Genomic DNA, 17523 nt, shown 5'->3' with positions numbered 1-17523 from the left:
CTACCGTCCTAACCACCTACTATGCGAGCCGTATACGCAACCGACCTCTCCGATTCCATCGAGACGGCGATGAGTTCCCGAATCTGCCTCGAGTGTTTGGGCCGCTACGGGATAACCGAAGTCCACCTCCTCAACGTCACCAGTCCGAACGTGACGACGGGCATGCCGGGAAGCGACATCGGCGAGCAGACAAAAGCCGCCCTCGAACGGCAGCGCCGACTGCTCGAAGAGGAGGGATTCGACGTCGAAACCAACGTCGTCCGCGGGACGCCACACCGACGCATCAACGGGTTGGCCGACAAAATCAAGGCCGACCTGATTATCGTCGGCTCTCGCGGAAAGAGTCCCCTCCGAGAGCGCTTCATCGGCGGGACGACCCGCAACGTCGCCCGGACGGCAAGCCGGCCGCTTTTGGTCCAGCGCATCGCCGAGGAAGACGACCACCACGAAGTCGTCAACGAGCACCTCTTCCAGCGCGTGCTCTATGCGACGGACTTCTCGGAGAACGCCGAACACGCCTTCGAGCAGTTCCGGTACCTCGACACCCCGACCCAAGAGGCGACGCTGCTACACGTCCGCCCACCAGAGCGCCGAAGCGGCTCTCCGGGCGTCGAAGACGCCGAAGAGAAACTCGAAGCACTGGCCGAGCGACTGCGTGAGAAGGGCATCGAGGTGACGACGATGGTTCGCGAAGGCGAAGCCGTCGAGGAAATCCTCGCCGCCGAAGCGGAAGTCCAGCCAACGACCGTTCTCATGGGCTCTCGGGGCCGAAGCCGCATCCGACGGCTGCTGTTGGGGAGCACATCCGAATCCGTGACCGCCCGAGCGAACTGTAACGTCTTGCTCGTCCCGCCGGTCGGCGGGCGGTGAACGAACGGCTGTTTTCTACGGCGGTGATTCCAGAACGTTGGCGGACGGATAAGCTGTTCCTTCGCTCAATATCCGGGAGTAGTCGGATCGTTCAAACCGAGTGAGAATATCCGCTCCCGATAGATTGACTCGATATCCTCGTAGTACGTGTGAAGGTATTCATCGATAGCGTCTCGACCACCGTTCGAGGCGTCTTGTGGTGTATCGCCGCGCATGTATTTCACGAGTTCTCTGTTCAGATCCTGTTCGACACGCCAGTACGTCGTGAACCGATGTCGGCCGAAGTGACTTGTCACAGCTCGATGCTCCGCTGTTTCATCGTATTCGGGGCGGAATACGTCTCTCCACGTAGAATTTACATACTCTTGCGAAACCTGGCTGTGAGTCGTGTGTGAAAGGATTACCCAGGGAGCACCAGAATCAGGTCGAGTTAGCAAGTAGCGTGTGACGGCCGACTGAAGTTCTTCATCAAGAGGGAGTACACGTGGATTTCGCGATTTGTTTTTGTCCCGTTCCTCACGCGTAGCAACGTAAACTGCGTTTGGTCGGTCCGAGACTTCGGGATGTGTCCCCAAGTCCGGATAGAATCGGTTGAGTTCGTCATGATCCAGATTGATGTCTTGGAGTTGGAGATTACACAACTCCGAGGCCCGGAGCCCGAGTTTCAACTGTGAGCCGATAACTAACCAGTCTCGAATGTGTGTAACTGCTTCGAGTATTTCTCGGAGGGTGGGGACTGGAATACGCGGTGGCTCTTTCTGTGCTGGTCGTCGCAGGTCCATCTTGGAAGTAACCTGCTCAAATGGGTTGAAATCCTGTGGGTGAGGAAACACGGTGTCGGATTGCCAGTACTCGAAAACACCAGACAGTCGACGGAGCTTCGTCCGAACAGTATCCGGTTGATTATTTCGATGCTCTAGACAGTGTTCTGCGAATAACCGAACATGCTGTTCGTTGGGGCACGCTGGATGTCTCCCTTCGCTTTGCATATGGTTTCGCCATTGCTCGAATAGCCGCCGATAGGCAGTCTTCGTTCCCTCTGCGTTGTTATTCGCTTCTAAAATCTCGGAGTAAAACATCTCAAAGGGATCAACATCGATTTGCGAGAATGTCGGCTCATATCGTTTGAGCGGGTCCGTCTCTCGGTCGAACGCGTCGGCCAGTATTTCTCGGCTGCGGTCAGCCTGATTAGTCATCGTTCACCCCGTCTAGAGCTGCTTTGTTATGGTCCATTTTCGCCCACCAAACAGCGCGCGCTATCTCATGACTCGCGGCAGCCATGAGGACGGGTTGATACACATGTGGATGGTCAATGTGGGTCTGAAGCCACGAATAAAACTCTTCGAGCCGAATCCAGTACTCCTTGTACACGGTCTCCAGTTTCCGGTCAGTAGCGAGATCCGCGCACCACGTCTCAACATCTCGCGGTCTCGCGAGCGCGTGATGCCGGCCACGACTTGACATGTGTGCCTTCCACGTCCGTTCGGTCTTTTTCAGCGTGTTCCGGTATGCCTGAGAGTCAAATTCATCGTTGCGCGTTCGTTCGAACTCCGCCCAGACGTCTCGACCTTCATATTCCACATCGTATCGGTCAAGACGGTGCTTTGTAGGAACGGAGTCAAATCGCTTGTACACGCCCATTCGACGCTTCGGGTTCGGTGATTTTGTTCTCGTCATTAACTTTCCGGCGACTGCTGGCAGCCGCCACCCGTCGCGGCTGATAAAAATCACCGGGTTCGCACTGGTGAGGTATCGCTGTACTGAACGCCGGTTTCCATCCAATCAGGTTTTGAGATATTTAGTTTATTGCAGATATTAGCAATCGGATAATATTTTACAGGTAGAGACTCGCGAGCTGAGCGTCATCTGTCAAGATCAGTCGATTGGACATTGAAGGCCAAAGATGCATCACGTTAAGCAGAATATCTCTGAAACTATTAGAAACAGACTGCTGAATACAGTGGGCAAAGCGAGCAACGTCAACACAAAGATATCGGAGACAATCAGCTGAATTGGGTCTTCATTTCGGTTCAAACACGTACATATTGTCCATGTTGATATCGTAAAAGACCGTGCCCTGCGGCATCCGATAGAACCGCCAGAGAGCGTAAATGTCCCCAACCGAGCCGGCGGTATTCAACACGAGAACAAAAAACGCCACCGCGGCAACGACTGGGTGAGGCACCGCAAGCAAGGGTAGAAAAATAACGGTAATAATCGCTAACGGTGCGATGCCGACCCGAAGGTTATGCTCGCGGGAGTGAAACTGGTGAAAAACCGCTGCATATACCGCCCCAAACCGCCAGTAGACGCCGTAGTTCACGTCGTAGCCGTATCGCTGGAAGACCAATCCGTGGAGTAGTTCGTGGAAGACAGCGACGGTCAGAAACGCGAACACCATCGGAATCGCTACCTGACTGAGTTGCAACAAAACTGTTATTTCGCCCTCTGCGCCGGTCTCGAATACGACGGGTAAACATTCGGGCCCTGTATCTGAACCAAAATTATCCCATAGACGACAGTGAAGACGACCGTCAGTGCAATTCCAGCCACGACAAGGAGCAGTTTGGGGTACTCGAACTGGTAAGGGTCGCTGTATTCCTCTGGAGTCGGTGGGGGGGAAACGCCCTCGGCCTTCGCTTCAGCCGACGCAATCGGTCCTTTGTCAGCCATCTATGACACTTTCCAGCGAATCGATAATTACTTTTTATGCGTGTGGAGCCATCGAGACCCTATTCTTCGGACATATTCTCGTGCGACACTGCTGTTCGGCGAAGACAGGCCACCTACCGCTGTAGCCATTACCATATCGCGTTGATGCGCTTGGAGTGCTGCTGGATAGAGGAGCGTATGTAGCAGAAACACAATCTGTCAAGCAGATAGTTATTTCTTCTTTTCGCACGAACAATCAGGAGATGACCCAAACTGACTCTCTCCAGTCCCGACTCGGGCTCTCAAAACGGTCAATAGCGGGGTTCGGTCTCACCATGTCGGGCTTCATTGGCTTCATGGGGATCATGACAGCTGAGGTCCTCTATCCGAACTATTCGACCCGACAGGATATCAGCGACCTGGGGTCAACACGCCCACCGAATCCAGTGATACACGAACCCTCGGCGACAATTTTCAATTCTACGATGCTCCTGACAGGAGCGATCGTAATCCTCTCGGCGTACCTCCTTTACCGGGTAATGGATCGTCGCGGGTTCCCGATTACACTAGCCGTCTTTGGATTCGGCGCGTTTGGCGTCGGTGTGTTTCCGGGGAACGTGACGCCGTGGCATGGACTATTCGCGCTCCTCACGTTTTTCACGGGCGGGATCACGGTCCTGCTCTCCACCCGAGTTGTTTCTCGACCGTTTTCCTTCCTTTGTGGATTCTATGGCGGAGTCTCGTTTCTTACTCTCGTCAGTGTTTTCTTCTTCGGATTGGTTGTCGGTGGCCCCCATCCGCTTGAATTCCTCGGGGGCGGCGGAATCGAGCGGTGGGTCGTCTACCCGCTCATCCTCTGGCTGCTCGCGTTTGGTGGCTACCTCTTAGCGAAATCTGAGGATACGACGAGAGATATTAGGGAGTAGCTAGCGTGGACTGATACTCCACCGGGTTTCAAACTAAGTTCCCACAAAAAGTAGTGAAGGATATGCGCCCTGTATACAGTAGATTGTTTTCAACATTCTTAGTATCTGACAGATAAACGGGCAGTCATTAAGCATATCTACCTAACGGCTGGTTCGTCGTCTTCAATCTGAAACAAACGAAGCCGCCGTACTGAACTTATCCGCTGTATGCAGCACGCTATTCACATCGAGTACTGAGGGTTCACCATTTTCCCGTTCAATAATACATCGAGACGATATCGTTCTGCTTCGCGTGTCGTACACCCTTAGAAGTCGTGAATCAGCCTGTACACCCGGTGTACTCACTCTTATCGAGAGTGTACACTCATTCGAATGCCCGCAGTGTGGACTGTTTTGTGGTGCTGTGCCCCGGTTGGTTGACTGGTTGTCGGGACCCGTAGAGGAGAGGCGACCTGTCGTAGTACCCGAGAAACCCCTGCTTCAGGTTGAACACCCATATCAGTCGGCGATATCGAACGCTGTACGGCCATCGCTCACCCGAAGGGATACGCCAGGTGGACGTTCGGAATGCGCCACCCCTCGTATCGCTGAAACCCGCGTACACCCCCGAAAGTATGGGGGTGTATCGGCTGATTTTCAATTCTGAGATACGGATATTCTAGTCGCCCGCGTTTCAGCTCTTTGGGGTATATTGTCTTGTTAGGCCCTCTTTGATGTATTTCGCTGGCTTCAGTCTCCCCAGTTCCCTGTCGTATCTGCTTGGTTTGGAATTCACCCCTCGCACCTCCTCACGGCATTCACACTGCGGACTGCTTAATGAGTGTACACCCGCGTACACCGGTTGTACAGCGTGTCTATCCAACAAATCCTAATCTGTAACACTGTACGAAATACGCTCAATGGACCGCTACAATCGATTCAACAGCGTGCGATCCGGTCCATTCACACCGACCGCAGGTGTCCACCCTGCGGTTCGTACACCTCGCCCTTCTGTCGGAGTTTCTCGATTTCGTGTTCGGCCGTCGATCGCTCGGTGCCCATCTCTTCGGCGCGGTCGAGTACCTCCTCAATGGGGGCGCCCTCTTCGTACTCCTCTTGGATTTCGCTGATGAGAGCCTTGATGTTCTTGATGCGGTCGCGTTGGCTCTTGGAGGTGCCCGTCTCGACGATGTCGGCGTCGAACTCGCCGGTCTCGGGGTCGACGCCGACGTCTTTCAGCGAGGACATGACGATGTCGACGGCCTTCTCGGCGTCGCGTTTCTCGACGTGGTCGCCCAATCGCATCCGGGCGCTGGCCTCCGAGAGCCGAACCAGCGCCTCCAGTTTCCGTGCCGTCACCGGAACTGCCGAGCCCTCGTCGAGCCCCTTCGAGCGGAGGTCGACGTAGAAGTCCTCGATGACCGTCTTGGCTTCCTCGGTCATCGTCGGGAACACGTTCCGCTTGGCGAAGGCGATGTACTTCCGCATCAACTCGGGGTCGATGGCCGACTGGACGTCCTCGGTGGCTTTCTCGACTTCGTCCTCCGAGAAGTTCGAAGTGGGGTTCTGCTGTTGGTGGGTGTACACCTCGCCGGCGTAGTTCGTCTGGACAATGTGTTCGGCCAGTTCCTTGTCCTTCTCTTGGTCCGGCACGTCCGTGATGATGAACATGATGTCGAACCGCGACAGCAGCGCCGGTTCGAGGTCGATTTGCTGGCTGTACTTTTCGTGTTGGTCGAAGCGGCCGTACTTCGGGTTCGCCGCCGCCAGAAGCGAACATCGGCTCTTCAGCGTCGCGTTGATGCCGGCCTTGTTGACGCTGATTTGCTGTTGTTCGAGGCCCTCGTGGAGCGCCGAGCGGTCCGAGGAGTCCATCTTGTCGAGTTCGTCGACGGCAGCGACGCCGCGGTCGGCCAAGACGAGGGCGCCGGCCTCGAGTGTCCACTGCTGGCCGTCGGCGAAGTCGTCTCTAACAGCTGCAGCGGTGTTGTGGGTCACGATGCCGTTTCCGACGAAGTTGTGCGTCTCCGGAACCGTCAGGTCGAACACTTCTTTTTCGCCGGTGTCGACGGCGGCAACGACTTCGTCCCAGCGGAGGTCCGCCTCGACGGCTTCACGCACGTTCGGTTCCGCCGACCCGAGGTCGATGTCTTCGAGCATCGTACGTGCTCGTGCTCGTCCGGGGTTGTCCCCCCGGTTGACGTTCTGGTAGTATTCGCCGGCCGACCCATCGACAGTCGCAAGCGCCGAGCCGACGGGGAGCATCTCGCGTTGCTGTCGGTTCTCGGCGACTATTCCTTCGAGGGCCTCCTGCTTCTCGGGGACTTCGAAGCCGATAGCCTCGGCATACCGGTCGATATCGGCCCCGTACATCTCGACGAAGTACTGGACGTGTTTCGACTCGATGGTCCGCCCATCGGCGAGTTCGTAAGTCCCTCGCCGGTCCCGTTCGCGAACCGACGCCCGAACGCCGTACGTTTCGAGCAGCAACTGGACCTGTCGGGCGAGGTCCTCACTAATCGTCGAGAGCAAAACGCTCGACCCGCCGTTGTCGCGTGCCGAGACGGAACCATCGGCGTCCATCAGACCCCGAAGGAACGCGTCAGCGTGCTCTGCGGCAGTCAGTTCCGGAGCCAACGCGAGGTCCGCTTTCGGCGTCTCCATTCCCGCATTCGAGAACAACCGCGCGACGGTCGCGCTGTTGAACCGAATGGACGGAACTCTGTCGTCCTGATGCTCTATGTCCGGTCGCTTGTCGAATTTGGCTTCGAAGATGTCGGCCGCCCGTTCAAGCACCGTCTCGTCGCCGTTGGAGATGCGAACCTGTCCTCGGTTCCCCCCGCGTCGGTCCAGCGAGATATCGCCGTCACCGAATACGAGACCCGATAGGTACATGAGATCCTCGTCGAACGTTTCGGGGAGCGTGATGCTGTCGCCGTGTCTGAGCATCAACCGCTCGAACTGAACGTCGTCGCGGGTCGCTCCGATAGCCCCAAGCATCCGGTCCAGTTTCTCCAGTGGGACGTGGCGATTCTTGAGGTGGAGGTAGATGAAATCCTCCGAGAGGTCCAGTTCCGCCGCCGCGTCTCTGAGTGTCCCGAACTCCGCCTGAAGCGCCTCACGGAGGAACGCAACCGATTCGTCCGATAGCTGGATTTTCTCCGTCGACAGTTCCAAGAACTCCCGAACGGGCACCGGCGAACGGTCGAGGTCCCCGTGTCGGGGTATGGCGACGTAATCGCCGGCCTCGATTTCCGATATCTCCCGCCACTCAATGCCGTCGGAACCGCACGTCAACACGGGCGTGTTCACCGAGGCTTCGAGTTCCTTCCCGTCGCTCGTCTCGATTCGACGGCACGGCTTCTCCGGCATTCGCCACGCGTGTGAGGTGGTGGCTTCTGTCATCTCGCCAGCTTTCCGGTCGAACGACTGTACGCCGACGGCCTTCGGGGCGGCCGTCTCATCGCGAACCGGTTCGGGAAGCTCCCCAGTAACGAGGTCGCGAATCGGTTGGAATCCGCTGTCGGTGTGAATCATCGTATCGCCGGTGACACACAACCCGGCCGCAGAGCTGCTCTTCCCGGAAGTCGACACCGCCCGCGGGGCGATGTTCTTGACGTACTGAATCAGTTGGGATTTCCCGGTCCCGGGGTCGCCCATCAGCAGGATGTGGATGTCCCCACGCACTCGGGAGTCGTTGGGGAGGTTCTTCGTGACGCCGGCGAACAACTGCAGGATGATGGCGAGTTTCTCCTGTTCGTAGCCGTGGATGGAAGGTGCCATCGAATCGATGAACTGCTGTTCGATGTCCTGCTGTTCGGAGAGCGCGTAGATTTCCTTCTTGTCCTCGTCGGTGATGTCCATCTCCTCGAACTCCTCGTCCTCGATTTCGACGGAGATGCCGCTCATGTACACGTCGAAGATGGGCGTCTTGCTCTGGTTTTGCTCCTGTTGGTCGAGGTGGATGATACCGATGACCCGAACGTGGTCGCCGGGAGTCACCTTCCCGGTGATGTCGTCTTCGATGTTCACGTCGATGCTCTGGGGCGTCTCCCCGCCGCGCAATCCCTCGGGGGACTCCTGAACGCGGAGTTTCTGGGCGTCGACGAACTCCGATTGATCGAAGTTGATTTCGAAGGGACCCTGCCGCTCACAGCCCTGACACTCGTGGGGTTCGTAGAACTCCCCGGAGGTCTGGGGGATGCGGGTAAGCGTGCCACAGCGTTGACACTCGAAGGCGGCCTCGGTCACTTTCGGGCGTACGTCGGTCGCCTTCCGGATGATGCCGGAGACGGCGACCAACTGTCCGCGATGGCGCGCGCGGATTTCACGGATGCCCGTCGTCTTCTGGAGGTTCTGGATTCGAACGTGGGCCTGTCCCAGTTTCACGTCGACCGGAAGGTCGTACAGTCGGAGGGCCTCCTCGGCGTAGTCGCGCATCTGTTCGGGTTGGGCGATAAAGTCGTCGGCGAGGTCGGGGTCGAAACGATAGAGATCGTCCCAGTCGACGTACAGCGAGCGCTGTTCGTTCGGGTACTTCTGGGCGAGTTCACCGATTTCGTTGCGATAGTAGTCGCGGTAGAACTGCTCGAACTTGTCGATGACTTCGGTGTTCTCCGCGCGCGCCATGAGGGTATCACGTCTTGGCGCGGCACCGAATAAGAACTTTGCCAACCGGGGTGAAAGTAGACTGTCGCTCGTCGCCAGTTTATAAAAGACAGTGACTTGCCGGCAGAACTCTAAATTTATTTGTTGTTTTGGGTGTGGTATGGACACCCGTACTGCAATCGTGGCCCTCCTGACGCTGTTGGTCGGGGTTGGAATCGCGACGATGCCCGCGGCGGCCCAGTCCGCCGAAGACCCCCTCGGCGAAAACGACATCGAACTCGGCGGCGACGGCGTTCCCGGTGAGATTACCTTCGAAACCGACGACGGCAGCACGCTCGTCGTCGACGGCGTCGTCACCGGCGGCCACGCCCGCGTCGACTGTGTAGAAAGCGAATCACAGGCCAGTTACTGCGAGAAGGACGGTGAGTTGTACCTCGGACCCGGCTCGCTGACCTACGAGGGGTACAACGAGTTCGAAGACCGCAACAGCGGTGGGTTCGGTGACTCCTTCGCGGTCATGCAGGACGGCGAGGAAGTCGCCACCGTCGACATCGAGACCCAGGACAACCCCGTCGCGGTCATCGTCGGCTTCCTCGGCGGTCTCGGCTTCGGCATCTTCGGTTGAGTTCGGCCGGTCGCCGTCCACACCTCGGTGGCTGGCGTCCGATTACTCGCCGCTCCCGCGACCGACCCGAACCGTCTCGCGGCCGTCAACCGCACGGACCTGCTGACCGCGAAGTGCGTTCGTCATCACGAGGTGGCCGAAGTACGTCGTCGCGTAGTCACACATGCCAAACGGGTGGAGGTTCGATTGGTTCGCCTCGGGCAGCAACGACCCGACGACCTGTATCGTTCCCGCTCCGAGTTCCAGCGTTCCGACGACGACATCACCGCCGGCGGTCCCTGCGACGGTGCCACCCGACTCCTCGAAGGTGTTGCTGTCGATACTCCACACCGGCGCCTCGTCCTCGGAGTATCCGACCGGCGCGATGTACCACAGGTGGTCCTGAATCGGACGGCGGTCGGTGACCAGTGGGTGACCGTCATTCACCGAATCGAGTTGGCCGACGTAGCCGGTCTGCTCGTAGATATCCGCCGAAACGATATCGAGGCTCTCGAAGGCCGAAAGCAGGTTCAGGCCGCTGTCGGTGACGACGAGGTTTCCACCGCTTTCGACGAACGACTCGAGTGACTCGACGTACTCCTCGTCGGCCTCGCCGTCGTCGTGGATTGCGACGAGATGGTCGTACGGCGAAAGGTCGACACCGTCGGTGAAGGATGCGTTGCCGTTCTCGACACTCTTTCCGGGCGCCGGTGCTTCGACGACCTCCTCGACGGTCACGCCGTCGACGGCCACGTCGGCGTCGTCAGCGAAGTCCTCGAAGTACCGCAGCGGCGTCACCTCGTAGTCGCGTTGTTCGTAGCCGAGTTGCTCGCGGGGGTCAGGCGCCTCACCGGCGCCGCGGGCCTGAACGAACGACGCCCGCGCGTCGCTTCCCTCACCCAGTTCGTCGCGCAGTTCGAGCGTCCACTCGCCGGCCGCCGGGGTCGACACCTCCCACGTCGGCAGCCCACAGCAGGCCCCACCGAGTGCTCGACCGTCAGTCGCATCGAACTCGCGAACGATATCGCCGTCGGGTGCTCGGAGGCGTGCACTTGCGACCGACTGAGGAACGTGGGGATGGACCGCGAGTGCGGTCGTCTCGGAGCCAACGGTCGTCGTCGCTATCCCCGTTCCGCCGGCCGGAACCGTCGTCTCGCTCGTCGTCGAGACGCTCGCGTCGTCGCCGTCCGGTGCGTCGGCGGGATGCGGCAAGTCCTCGGCACTGGCGGTCAGCGAATCCGTCTCGACGTAGGCGATGTCGCCGTCGCCCTCGAAACGACCCTCGACATCGCGGGTGGCGAACTCGACGGCGCCGCGAATCGACGCCCGGTAGCCGTCGGCCTGCATCCCGACGCGAACCGGATCGAAGACGTTCCCACCGACGGTGTTCGAGTACGCCATCTCCATGGTCAGACTCGGGATGCCGAGTCCGCCTAGCTCCTCGGGGAACGACATCCACTCGTCGACGAAACCTGTCCCCGAGTAGCCGATGGTCTCGACGGGCGTTCCGTAGTTGAACGCCTGTTCGGGAATCGCCGACAGTCCCGCCGCGCTGGGGTTGAACTGGTCGGTGAGCGGAGTCAGCGCCTCGCCGGCCTGCTCCCACTCCGGCAACGCCTCGGTGACGTGGTCGTCGATAATCTCGATGAGGTCGAAACTGTTCTGCAGTTGGTCCGTCGACGACTGGGAGGCTCCATCGAGGGCGAGCACGAAATCCTTCGAGGTCAACATCCCGTGGAGGTCGATACCACAGACGAGGTTCTCGTACGTTCGACAGTGCTCGACGAACGCGAGCATATCGGGCGTCGTCTCCGCGACGTAGTCCGGCGGCCGTGTCTCGCCGTCCAGCGTCCGCCCGAGCGGTTCGGCGATGGTGTGGGCTGCGGACACCCATCCCGGATTGGGGAATTGGCGGTTGGTGTCGCCGCCGAGATTGCCGCGTTCGTGCAGCGGCGCGCCCGGAACCCCGTTGCTTTCGTACTGCGGTCGACGGGCCGCCCACCCGTCGGGGTTCGTGAAGGTGAACACGAGGGCGTACTCCTCGAGCAGCGCTTCGATGTGTCGCTCACGGCCGGTCAGCACCTCCTCGATGAACCGCGGTGCGGCCTCGCCGCCGGCCCGCTCGTTCCCGTGGATGGTGCAGTTAATCAGCACCTGCTTCTTCGCCGCGAAGGCTTCGCGGTCGTCGACGTTCTCGGCGAGTTCGACGACGAGTACGTCCCGTGGGTCCCGGCGGTCGCTGATGTTGTTGTACTTGCCCGCGCTTTCCCCGACAGACAGCACCCGCATCCGGTCGTCGTGTACGTCGGCGAGGTGGTCGAGTCCGGCGGCCACCTCCTCGTAATCGAGGAAATCGACGCTCCGTTCGGGTTCCGGAAAGACGCCGAGGGGATAGTAGCCGAGTCGCCAGAACGGGTTCGCTCCCGGCGAGAAGTGAAGCGTCTCCGCCGTCGGCAGGTCGGCGACTCGCTGGGCCTGTGTCGTCGACAGCGTCGCGTAACCCGCCGGTTGCGGTTCGGCCGTCGTTCGCGTCTCGGAGACGAGCGCCTCCATCGCTCGCAGACCCCCCACGTCATCGAACGTCACGAGCGTCGGCACCGCGTAGTCATCTGGCGTGTGGTTCAGGAGGTACTCGTATTCGGCGTCGAACGCCGGCGCAGATGCGTCGGCGCTGGCCTGTCCGGGTAGCGCGAGCGCTCCGCCAGTCGCGGCGGAGAGTCGAACGAACTGCCGGCGAGAGATGGATGAATCGGTGAACGGATTGTCGGACATGCTGGTCGCTCTACCGGTCGGTCGAAGAGTGCCTTACAAAACGTTCTGACAAACCCATCCAAACGGACGTGAAATCGGTTCGAACGACAGTCGGGGCCCGTAATTCTATCCTGCTTACGCTTCGATGCGCTGGCGCTTCCGCTCCGAGAGCGTCTCCAGATACTCCTCGGCGTCGAGTGCAGCCATGCTCCCGGTCCCCGCCGACGTAATCGCCTGCCGGTAGTTCGGGTCCGCAACGTCGCCGGCGGCGAAGACGCCATCGACAGTCGTCCGAGCGGTCGGGCGACCGTCCGCGTCGGTCTGCGGGACGATGTAACCGCTGTCGTCGCGCTCGACACCCGTTCCCTCCAGGAAGTCGGTGTTTGGTGTGTGGCCGACGCCGTAGAACACGCCGCCGACATCGACCGTTTCGGTGTCGACCTCGATACCCGCTTCGGCTTTCTCCCGCGGATAGCCGTCGGGGTGAGAGACGAGCGTCGCACCGGTGACTCCCTCTTCCTGTGAGCCGTGGAGGGTCTGCAGTTCCGTGTTCCACCTGAACTCGATGTCCTCGTGCTCGCGGGCGCGTTCGGCCATGATTTCGGAGGCGCGAAGCTCTTCGCGCCGGTGGACGATTGTGACCGACTCGGCGAACTTCGTGAGGAACAGCGCCTCCTCCATCGCGCTGTCGCCGCCGCCGATGACGAGAACGTCGTCCCCGCGGTGGAACGCGCCGTCACAGGTCGCACACGTCGACAGCCCGTAGCCCATCAGGTCGGCTCCGTTTTCGGCGCCGACCCAGCGGGCGCTGGCGCCGGTGGCGACGACGAGCGAACGCGTCCGAATCGTCTCACCCGTCGAGAGGGTGAGTTCTTTCGGCTGCCCGTCGAGAGTCGCGGACTCGACGCTCCCGTGTTGGAACGTCGCGCCGAACCGCTCGGCTTGCTCTTTGCCCCGCTGGACGAGTTCCATGCCGCCGACGCCCTCGGGGAACCCGAGGAAGTTCTCGACATCGGTGGTCAGCGTCAGCTGGCCGCCGGGCTCGTCGCCCTCGAGGACGAGCGGGTCGAGGTCGGCACGCGCCGCGTAGACGGCCGCCGAGAGGCCGGCGATGCCCGAGCCCGCGACGACGACATCGTGGATATCCCCGCTCATTTACTCGGTGTACCCCCGAATCAGCGAGCGGAGTTGGTCTTCGCCCTGGACGCCGACGATTTCCTCGACCTGCTCGCCGTCGGCAAAGAGGACGAGCGTGGGCACCCCACGGACGCCGTAGGCGGCCGCCAGCTGTTGGTTTCTGTCAACGTCGACTTTCGCGACCGCGGCGTCGGTCTCGGCGGCCAGTCGCTCGACGATGGGCGCAATCATCTGACAGGGACCACACCAGTCGGCGTAGAAGTCCGCGAGGACCACGTCGTTGTCCGCGACGAACTCGTCCAGTTCGCTCTGGCCGGCGATGGGGCGTGGTTCGTCGGGCGTGGTTGTTCCTGTGTCGGAAGCGGTTTCGACTGTCATCACCTCACGATAGGGGCCGACAGTAATTAAGAGTTATGGGGTATTCCTACAATACTACTGTGGCAACGCCCCGTCGAGTCGAGAGTGACCTACGGCAGAAGAGAGACACGACTCGACGCGGTACAGCCGGCGTTCGAAACTCCGGAGGGCTTAGCCTTCGAGTGAGTTTGGGGCGTCGTTCCGTTCGTATTTGTTCTCGAACTCGTCGATGAGTTGGCCCATCTTCGCGTACCAGTCGTTGAGGAACCGCTGCATGTCGTCGGTGACGTTCGAGGCCGGCTTATACACGTGGTAGTAGCCGCCCTGGTCGTAGTTGACCTGCTCTTTCTGGATGAAGCCGGCCTGAAGCAGTCGCTGGACGGCGCGGTACGCCGTCGAGCGCTCGCGGTCAACCGTCTCCGCAATCGCGTCGACGGTTAGCGGTTCGTCCGTGTGAACGAGCGTTTGGAAGACCTCCCTGTCGAGCCGTTTGAGCCCGTGAAAGCACTCCAAGAGCCCCTCACACTCCATGTCTTGCTGGAGTTGTTCAGCCATCGAGTCGACCATTGGTATCACGTTCGAATACGTGCCCCGGAACCAAAACACTTGTGTATAGAATTTGCAATTCTATACAACTGCAGATGACGGAGAGCGCATTGGTTATTGAAGGCCTTGATTACCCCGTTGACTACTCGGACCCCCCGTTTGGAGTGAGTCGCTCCGTGGTAAGCGGATTTCAAGCGTCGAATCAACCGGGTCAACATCGAGTTCCCCACCCGCTTTCGAGACGGTCCACTCCAGACACCAAAGCGCCAGTCCTTCGCCATGGTTGAGCGGCGTTTCCTCGCCAGCGCCAACGGCGTGAACGTCTAACTCCGGTAGCCCGCCACAGTCGTCATCAATGTGAACTACAACCACACTATCATCGGCTTCGTCTTCAGCTACCGTGATATCGACTCGTACTGACTCGTCGTTGTGTGAGAGGATTTGCTCGACGACATCAGCAATGGCGACGGGGAACATCGGTGAGGATTCGACAACCGTCGCCTCGCCGCCGTCGACCGTGATAGTCGCGTCAGACCCAGCTTTATCCAGGTTCGACACAGCTGACGATAGGCTCTCCCCCAGTTGCATCGGTCTCGTCTCAGACTCCGTTTCGGAAAGCAACTGCTTGATTCGCTGTGTGCGGTCGGAGAGTTCAGCAAGTTCCCAAGCGGCCTCCTTGACGGCTTCGAGGTCTTCATGGATGACCTGGTCATCGGTACGGGAGGCGGCCAGTTCCGTCCGACCAGTGATGACGTTCACATCGTTTCTGACGTTGTGTCGGAGAATCCGGTTCAGGACGCTCACCATTGCTGACCGTTCTTCGAGCGCCGTATTCGAGGTCTCGAGGTCGGCTTTCGTCTCACGGAGTTCCTCAATGCGGGCCTGCAGTGTGTCGCGGGTCGATTCAAGCGTCCGGTTGAGGTCGCCGAACTCGTCGGGGCGGTCCGTCTCGAACGGGACATCGTACTCTCCCGCTTCGATACGTCTGGCACGGTCGGTCAGCCCTGACAGCGCAGTCGTCACGTCGGCTCCGAGAACACCGACAACCACGAACAGTGCGACCAGCGCGACAACGGCGATACCACCAATCCACGTTCGCCCGCGCCGAGTTATGACGTACGCTTCTTCGGCAGGTGCGTGTTCGACGACGACCCAGTCGGTACCGGAAACCGAATCGTATGCAGCGATGTATTCCGAACCAGAGGCCCCGCCAATGTACGTCGGTGAGTCCGTGAACCCAGATTCACCCCGGAGACCTCTGCTAACTATCGGCGCTCGTTGTGTTCCCTCGCTGTACTGTGTCAGTGCCGCGTCGCGGTCGTCGGCAAACACGACCGTACCGTTCGAGTTCACCACTCTGGTGAAGCCACCATCGACGGGGTGTTCGAACCGCTCGAAGACGCTTTCGGTGTTGATTTCCACGACGAGTAAGCTACCTGGCAACCGTCGTATCGGTGCGATAAATCCGACTACAGTGGTTCCGTTTTCAACCTCGTAGGGCTGCGTCAACTGAACGTCGTCGAAATCCCGGAACGAGAACGGTTCCTCCCATGGAAGGTCGCTAACTTGCTGACCTTCAATCCGGGAGTCCGAGCTGGCGGTGACAGTCTGATTCCGACGGTCGACGACGTACGCTCGAACGACTGAGGTTTCCTGTCGACCAGAATGCTGGGCCTCGAGGAACGTACGCATCTCAGAGACGTTACCCGAGTCGTAGACTGGGTGTTCCGAGAGGACCCGAGCCAAGAGACGATGCTGACCACTCCATTCGTTCAATTCGTTCGCCTCGGCGTTTGCAGCCGCTGTCATCGACTGTTCGACGTTCTCGTCCAGCAACGCACCGATTTGAACGTACAAACCGACCGTCACGAGACTGACGACGAGGAAGACGATGAGAAGAGCGGTCGCGAGTTTCCGGCGGAACGATGCCGTGACCACATCTCGGAGCCGTCCGAACACGGGAACCGACCTATCCATCATAAACCACCTCGGGACCGCAGATGGAGGCCGAGGATGAACGTGACGACGGGCTGTTCGGCTCAGACATCGGCCACACCCGATTCGCTGAGGAATCGCTTTGCGATGATGCTTGGGGGCCGGTCTTCGAGAAATACACGGCGGTTGAGCGTCCGTATCACCGTCTCATCAAGTGCGTCGACGACTGGGGTCAAAGCCTCGAAGACCTCGGGCCGAGATTCGATAAGCGGTGCGTGAGCCGTTGGGGTTGGCTGATAGGAGAGGAAGTACTCGCGGTCGTCGGCCACTGCCAGCAGTTCGGGGCGGTCGAGTTGCGGGTCAGTGGCGAACCCACTCGCCACCTGGATACCGTTTCGGTTCAGCAGTTCGTACGTCAACCCGACGGAGGTGACAGTGAACTCGCCGGATTCGAGTGCGGTCCGTACATCCTCGTCGACACCGTAGAACTCAAGCAGGCCGTCCCATCCATCGTCCCGGTGGTAAAACTCCTCGTTGAGCGCGATTCCGATTTCGGACGACGTCTCCGAGATGTACTCGAACAGTTCCGTGATAGTCGAGATGCCGAGTTGTTGGGCCCACGCACGGTCGACGACGATGACGTATTCGTTCGAAAACGACGCAGGGTCGGCCATTCGAAGCCCCTGGGACCGGGCATCCGATTTCACGCGCTCGAAAAGTCGGTCGGGGTCTGATACTCGTGTTTCGTGTCGGGGTGGAAGTTGTGTCCACGCCGTGCCCGTGTATTCCCAGTACAGGTGTTTCTCGCCGCTGGCTGTCGCCCTCCAGTTGGCGAGAGAGTTCCCATACCCGATTTCGTCAACGACCGTGAGCCCCCCGACGTCCTGCAGTCGCTCGTAGGCGAGATATCCCAATATCTTCTGTTCTGGGAACGGCTTCGAACCGATTCGAACCGTCGTTTGGTTCCCGTCGGACGACTGGTTTCGAGCACAGCCACCCAGAACACCCACGCCGAGTGCACCGCCGACGCGCCCGCAACGTTCCAGATAGCATCGGCGTGAAAAAGGCATATATTAACGGTTGAAGCGGCAGACGACAAATAGTTTGGCTCGCCCGGAAAACGAGAGCTCAAGCCGGAATGTCGTGTGCGAACTGTTC

At 59.6% G+C, this 17523-nt stretch carries 13 protein-coding genes; 3 read left to right on the top strand and 10 right to left on the bottom strand.

The window, feature by feature from the left end; all coding sequences use genetic code 11:
- Positions 1 to 21: 21 nt before the first annotated feature.
- A complete protein-coding gene (locus tag NMP98_RS15005; protein WP_254858675.1) occupies positions 22 to 870 on the top strand; it encodes a universal stress protein in 849 nt (282 codons plus the stop codon).
- A 65-nt stretch (positions 871 to 935) separates the two neighbouring features.
- Here the strand turns inward: NMP98_RS15005 and NMP98_RS15000 are convergent, their stop codons facing one another.
- The 3 genes from NMP98_RS15000 to NMP98_RS14990 form a co-directional block, all read right to left on the bottom strand.
- Positions 936 to 1652, bottom strand: a complete 717-nt coding sequence (locus NMP98_RS15000; protein WP_254858674.1) for a site-specific integrase — start codon at positions 1650 to 1652, stop codon at positions 936 to 938.
- Positions 1653 to 2890: 1238 nt separating this feature from the next.
- Complete coding sequence (locus NMP98_RS14995) at positions 2891 to 3271, bottom strand: DUF3267 domain-containing protein (RefSeq protein ID WP_254858673.1); 381 nt, start codon at positions 3269 to 3271, stop codon at positions 2891 to 2893.
- Between the two features lie 35 nt (positions 3272 to 3306).
- Complete coding sequence (locus tag NMP98_RS14990; RefSeq protein ID WP_254858672.1) at positions 3307 to 3543, bottom strand: hypothetical protein; 237 nt, start codon at positions 3541 to 3543, stop codon at positions 3307 to 3309.
- A gap of 242 nt (positions 3544 to 3785) precedes the next feature.
- On the opposite strand from NMP98_RS14990, the gene NMP98_RS14985 reads away from it, so the two are divergent.
- Positions 3786 to 4448 carry a DUF998 domain-containing protein gene (locus tag NMP98_RS14985; RefSeq protein ID WP_254858671.1) on the top strand — a complete coding sequence of 221 codons (663 nt, stop codon included), beginning with the start codon at positions 3786 to 3788 and terminating at the stop codon, positions 4446 to 4448.
- Between the two features lie 942 nt (positions 4449 to 5390).
- Here the strand turns inward: NMP98_RS14985 and NMP98_RS14980 are convergent.
- Entirely contained in the window at positions 5391 to 9056 is a 3666-nt protein-coding gene (locus NMP98_RS14980) for an LAGLIDADG family homing endonuclease (RefSeq protein ID WP_254858670.1), read from the bottom strand.
- A 139-nt stretch (positions 9057 to 9195) separates the two neighbouring features.
- Here NMP98_RS14980 and NMP98_RS14975 point away from each other — a divergent pair, with 139 nt between their 5' ends.
- Positions 9196 to 9660 (top strand): hypothetical protein, encoded by a 465-nt coding sequence (locus tag NMP98_RS14975; RefSeq protein WP_254858669.1) that lies wholly within the window; start codon positions 9196 to 9198, stop codon positions 9658 to 9660.
- 42 nt (positions 9661 to 9702) lie between these two features.
- On the opposite strand, the gene NMP98_RS14970 is transcribed toward NMP98_RS14975, so the two are convergent.
- The 6 genes from NMP98_RS14970 to NMP98_RS14945 form a co-directional block, all read right to left on the bottom strand.
- Positions 9703 to 12411 (bottom strand): M14 family metallopeptidase, encoded by a 2709-nt coding sequence (locus NMP98_RS14970; RefSeq protein ID WP_254858668.1) that lies wholly within the window; start codon positions 12409 to 12411, stop codon positions 9703 to 9705.
- Positions 12412 to 12525: 114 nt separating this feature from the next.
- Positions 12526 to 13545, bottom strand: a complete 1020-nt coding sequence (locus NMP98_RS14965; RefSeq protein WP_254858667.1) for an NAD(P)/FAD-dependent oxidoreductase — start codon at positions 13543 to 13545, stop codon at positions 12526 to 12528.
- A complete protein-coding gene (gene trxA, locus NMP98_RS14960; RefSeq protein WP_254858666.1) occupies positions 13546 to 13905 on the bottom strand; it encodes a thioredoxin in 360 nt (119 codons plus the stop codon). It lies immediately after the preceding gene.
- 150 nt (positions 13906 to 14055) lie between these two features.
- Positions 14056 to 14451: a helix-turn-helix domain-containing protein gene (locus NMP98_RS14955; protein ID WP_254858665.1), complete on the bottom strand. Its 396-nt coding sequence runs from the start codon at positions 14449 to 14451 to the stop codon at positions 14056 to 14058.
- A gap of 93 nt (positions 14452 to 14544) precedes the next feature.
- Entirely contained in the window at positions 14545 to 16407 is a 1863-nt protein-coding gene (locus NMP98_RS14950; RefSeq protein ID WP_254858664.1) for a sensor histidine kinase, read from the bottom strand.
- A 62-nt stretch (positions 16408 to 16469) separates the two neighbouring features.
- Positions 16470 to 17435 (bottom strand): ABC transporter substrate-binding protein, encoded by a 966-nt coding sequence (locus NMP98_RS14945; protein ID WP_254858663.1) that lies wholly within the window; start codon positions 17433 to 17435, stop codon positions 16470 to 16472.
- Positions 17436 to 17523: the final 88 nt, after the last annotated feature.

The organism is Natronomonas gomsonensis (assembly GCF_024300825.1).
Lineage (GTDB): Archaea > Halobacteriota > Halobacteria > Halobacteriales > Haloarculaceae > Natronomonas > Natronomonas gomsonensis.
Note: the sequence above shows the minus strand (reverse complement) of the source record. Positions and strands in the feature narration are given on the sequence as shown.

What these genes read in the sequence shown, in the direction of transcription:
- NMP98_RS14970 (WP_254858668.1), bottom strand. Translation starts at nt 12,411, where the DNA reads ATGTCCGACAATCCGTTCACCGATTCATCCATCTCTCGCCGGCAGTTC.
- NMP98_RS14955 (WP_254858665.1), bottom strand. Translation starts at nt 14,451, where the DNA reads ATGGTCGACTCGATGGCTGAACAACTCCAGCAAGACATGGAGTGTGAG.
- NMP98_RS14950 (WP_254858664.1), bottom strand. Translation starts at nt 16,407, where the DNA reads ATGGATAGGTCGGTTCCCGTGTTCGGACGGCTCCGAGATGTGGTCACG.
- trxA (WP_254858666.1), bottom strand. Translation starts at nt 13,905, where the DNA reads ATGACAGTCGAAACCGCTTCCGACACAGGAACAACCACGCCCGACGAA.
- NMP98_RS15005 (WP_254858675.1), top strand. Translation starts at nt 22, where the DNA reads ATGCGAGCCGTATACGCAACCGACCTCTCCGATTCCATCGAGACGGCG.
- NMP98_RS15000 (WP_254858674.1), bottom strand. Translation starts at nt 1,652, where the DNA reads ATGGACCTGCGACGACCAGCACAGAAAGAGCCACCGCGTATTCCAGTC.
- NMP98_RS14985 (WP_254858671.1), top strand. Translation starts at nt 3,786, where the DNA reads ATGACCCAAACTGACTCTCTCCAGTCCCGACTCGGGCTCTCAAAACGG.
- NMP98_RS14980 (WP_254858670.1), bottom strand. Translation starts at nt 9,056, where the DNA reads ATGGCGCGCGCGGAGAACACCGAAGTCATCGACAAGTTCGAGCAGTTC.
- NMP98_RS14965 (WP_254858667.1), bottom strand. Translation starts at nt 13,545, where the DNA reads ATGAGCGGGGATATCCACGATGTCGTCGTCGCGGGCTCGGGCATCGCC.
- NMP98_RS14945 (WP_254858663.1), bottom strand. Translation starts at nt 17,435, where the DNA reads ATGCCTTTTTCACGCCGATGCTATCTGGAACGTTGCGGGCGCGTCGGC.
- NMP98_RS14990 (WP_254858672.1), bottom strand. Translation starts at nt 3,543, where the DNA reads ATGGCTGACAAAGGACCGATTGCGTCGGCTGAAGCGAAGGCCGAGGGC.
- NMP98_RS14975 (WP_254858669.1), top strand. Translation starts at nt 9,196, where the DNA reads ATGGACACCCGTACTGCAATCGTGGCCCTCCTGACGCTGTTGGTCGGG.
- NMP98_RS14995 (WP_254858673.1), bottom strand. Translation starts at nt 3,271, where the DNA reads ATGGTGTTCGCGTTTCTGACCGTCGCTGTCTTCCACGAACTACTCCAC.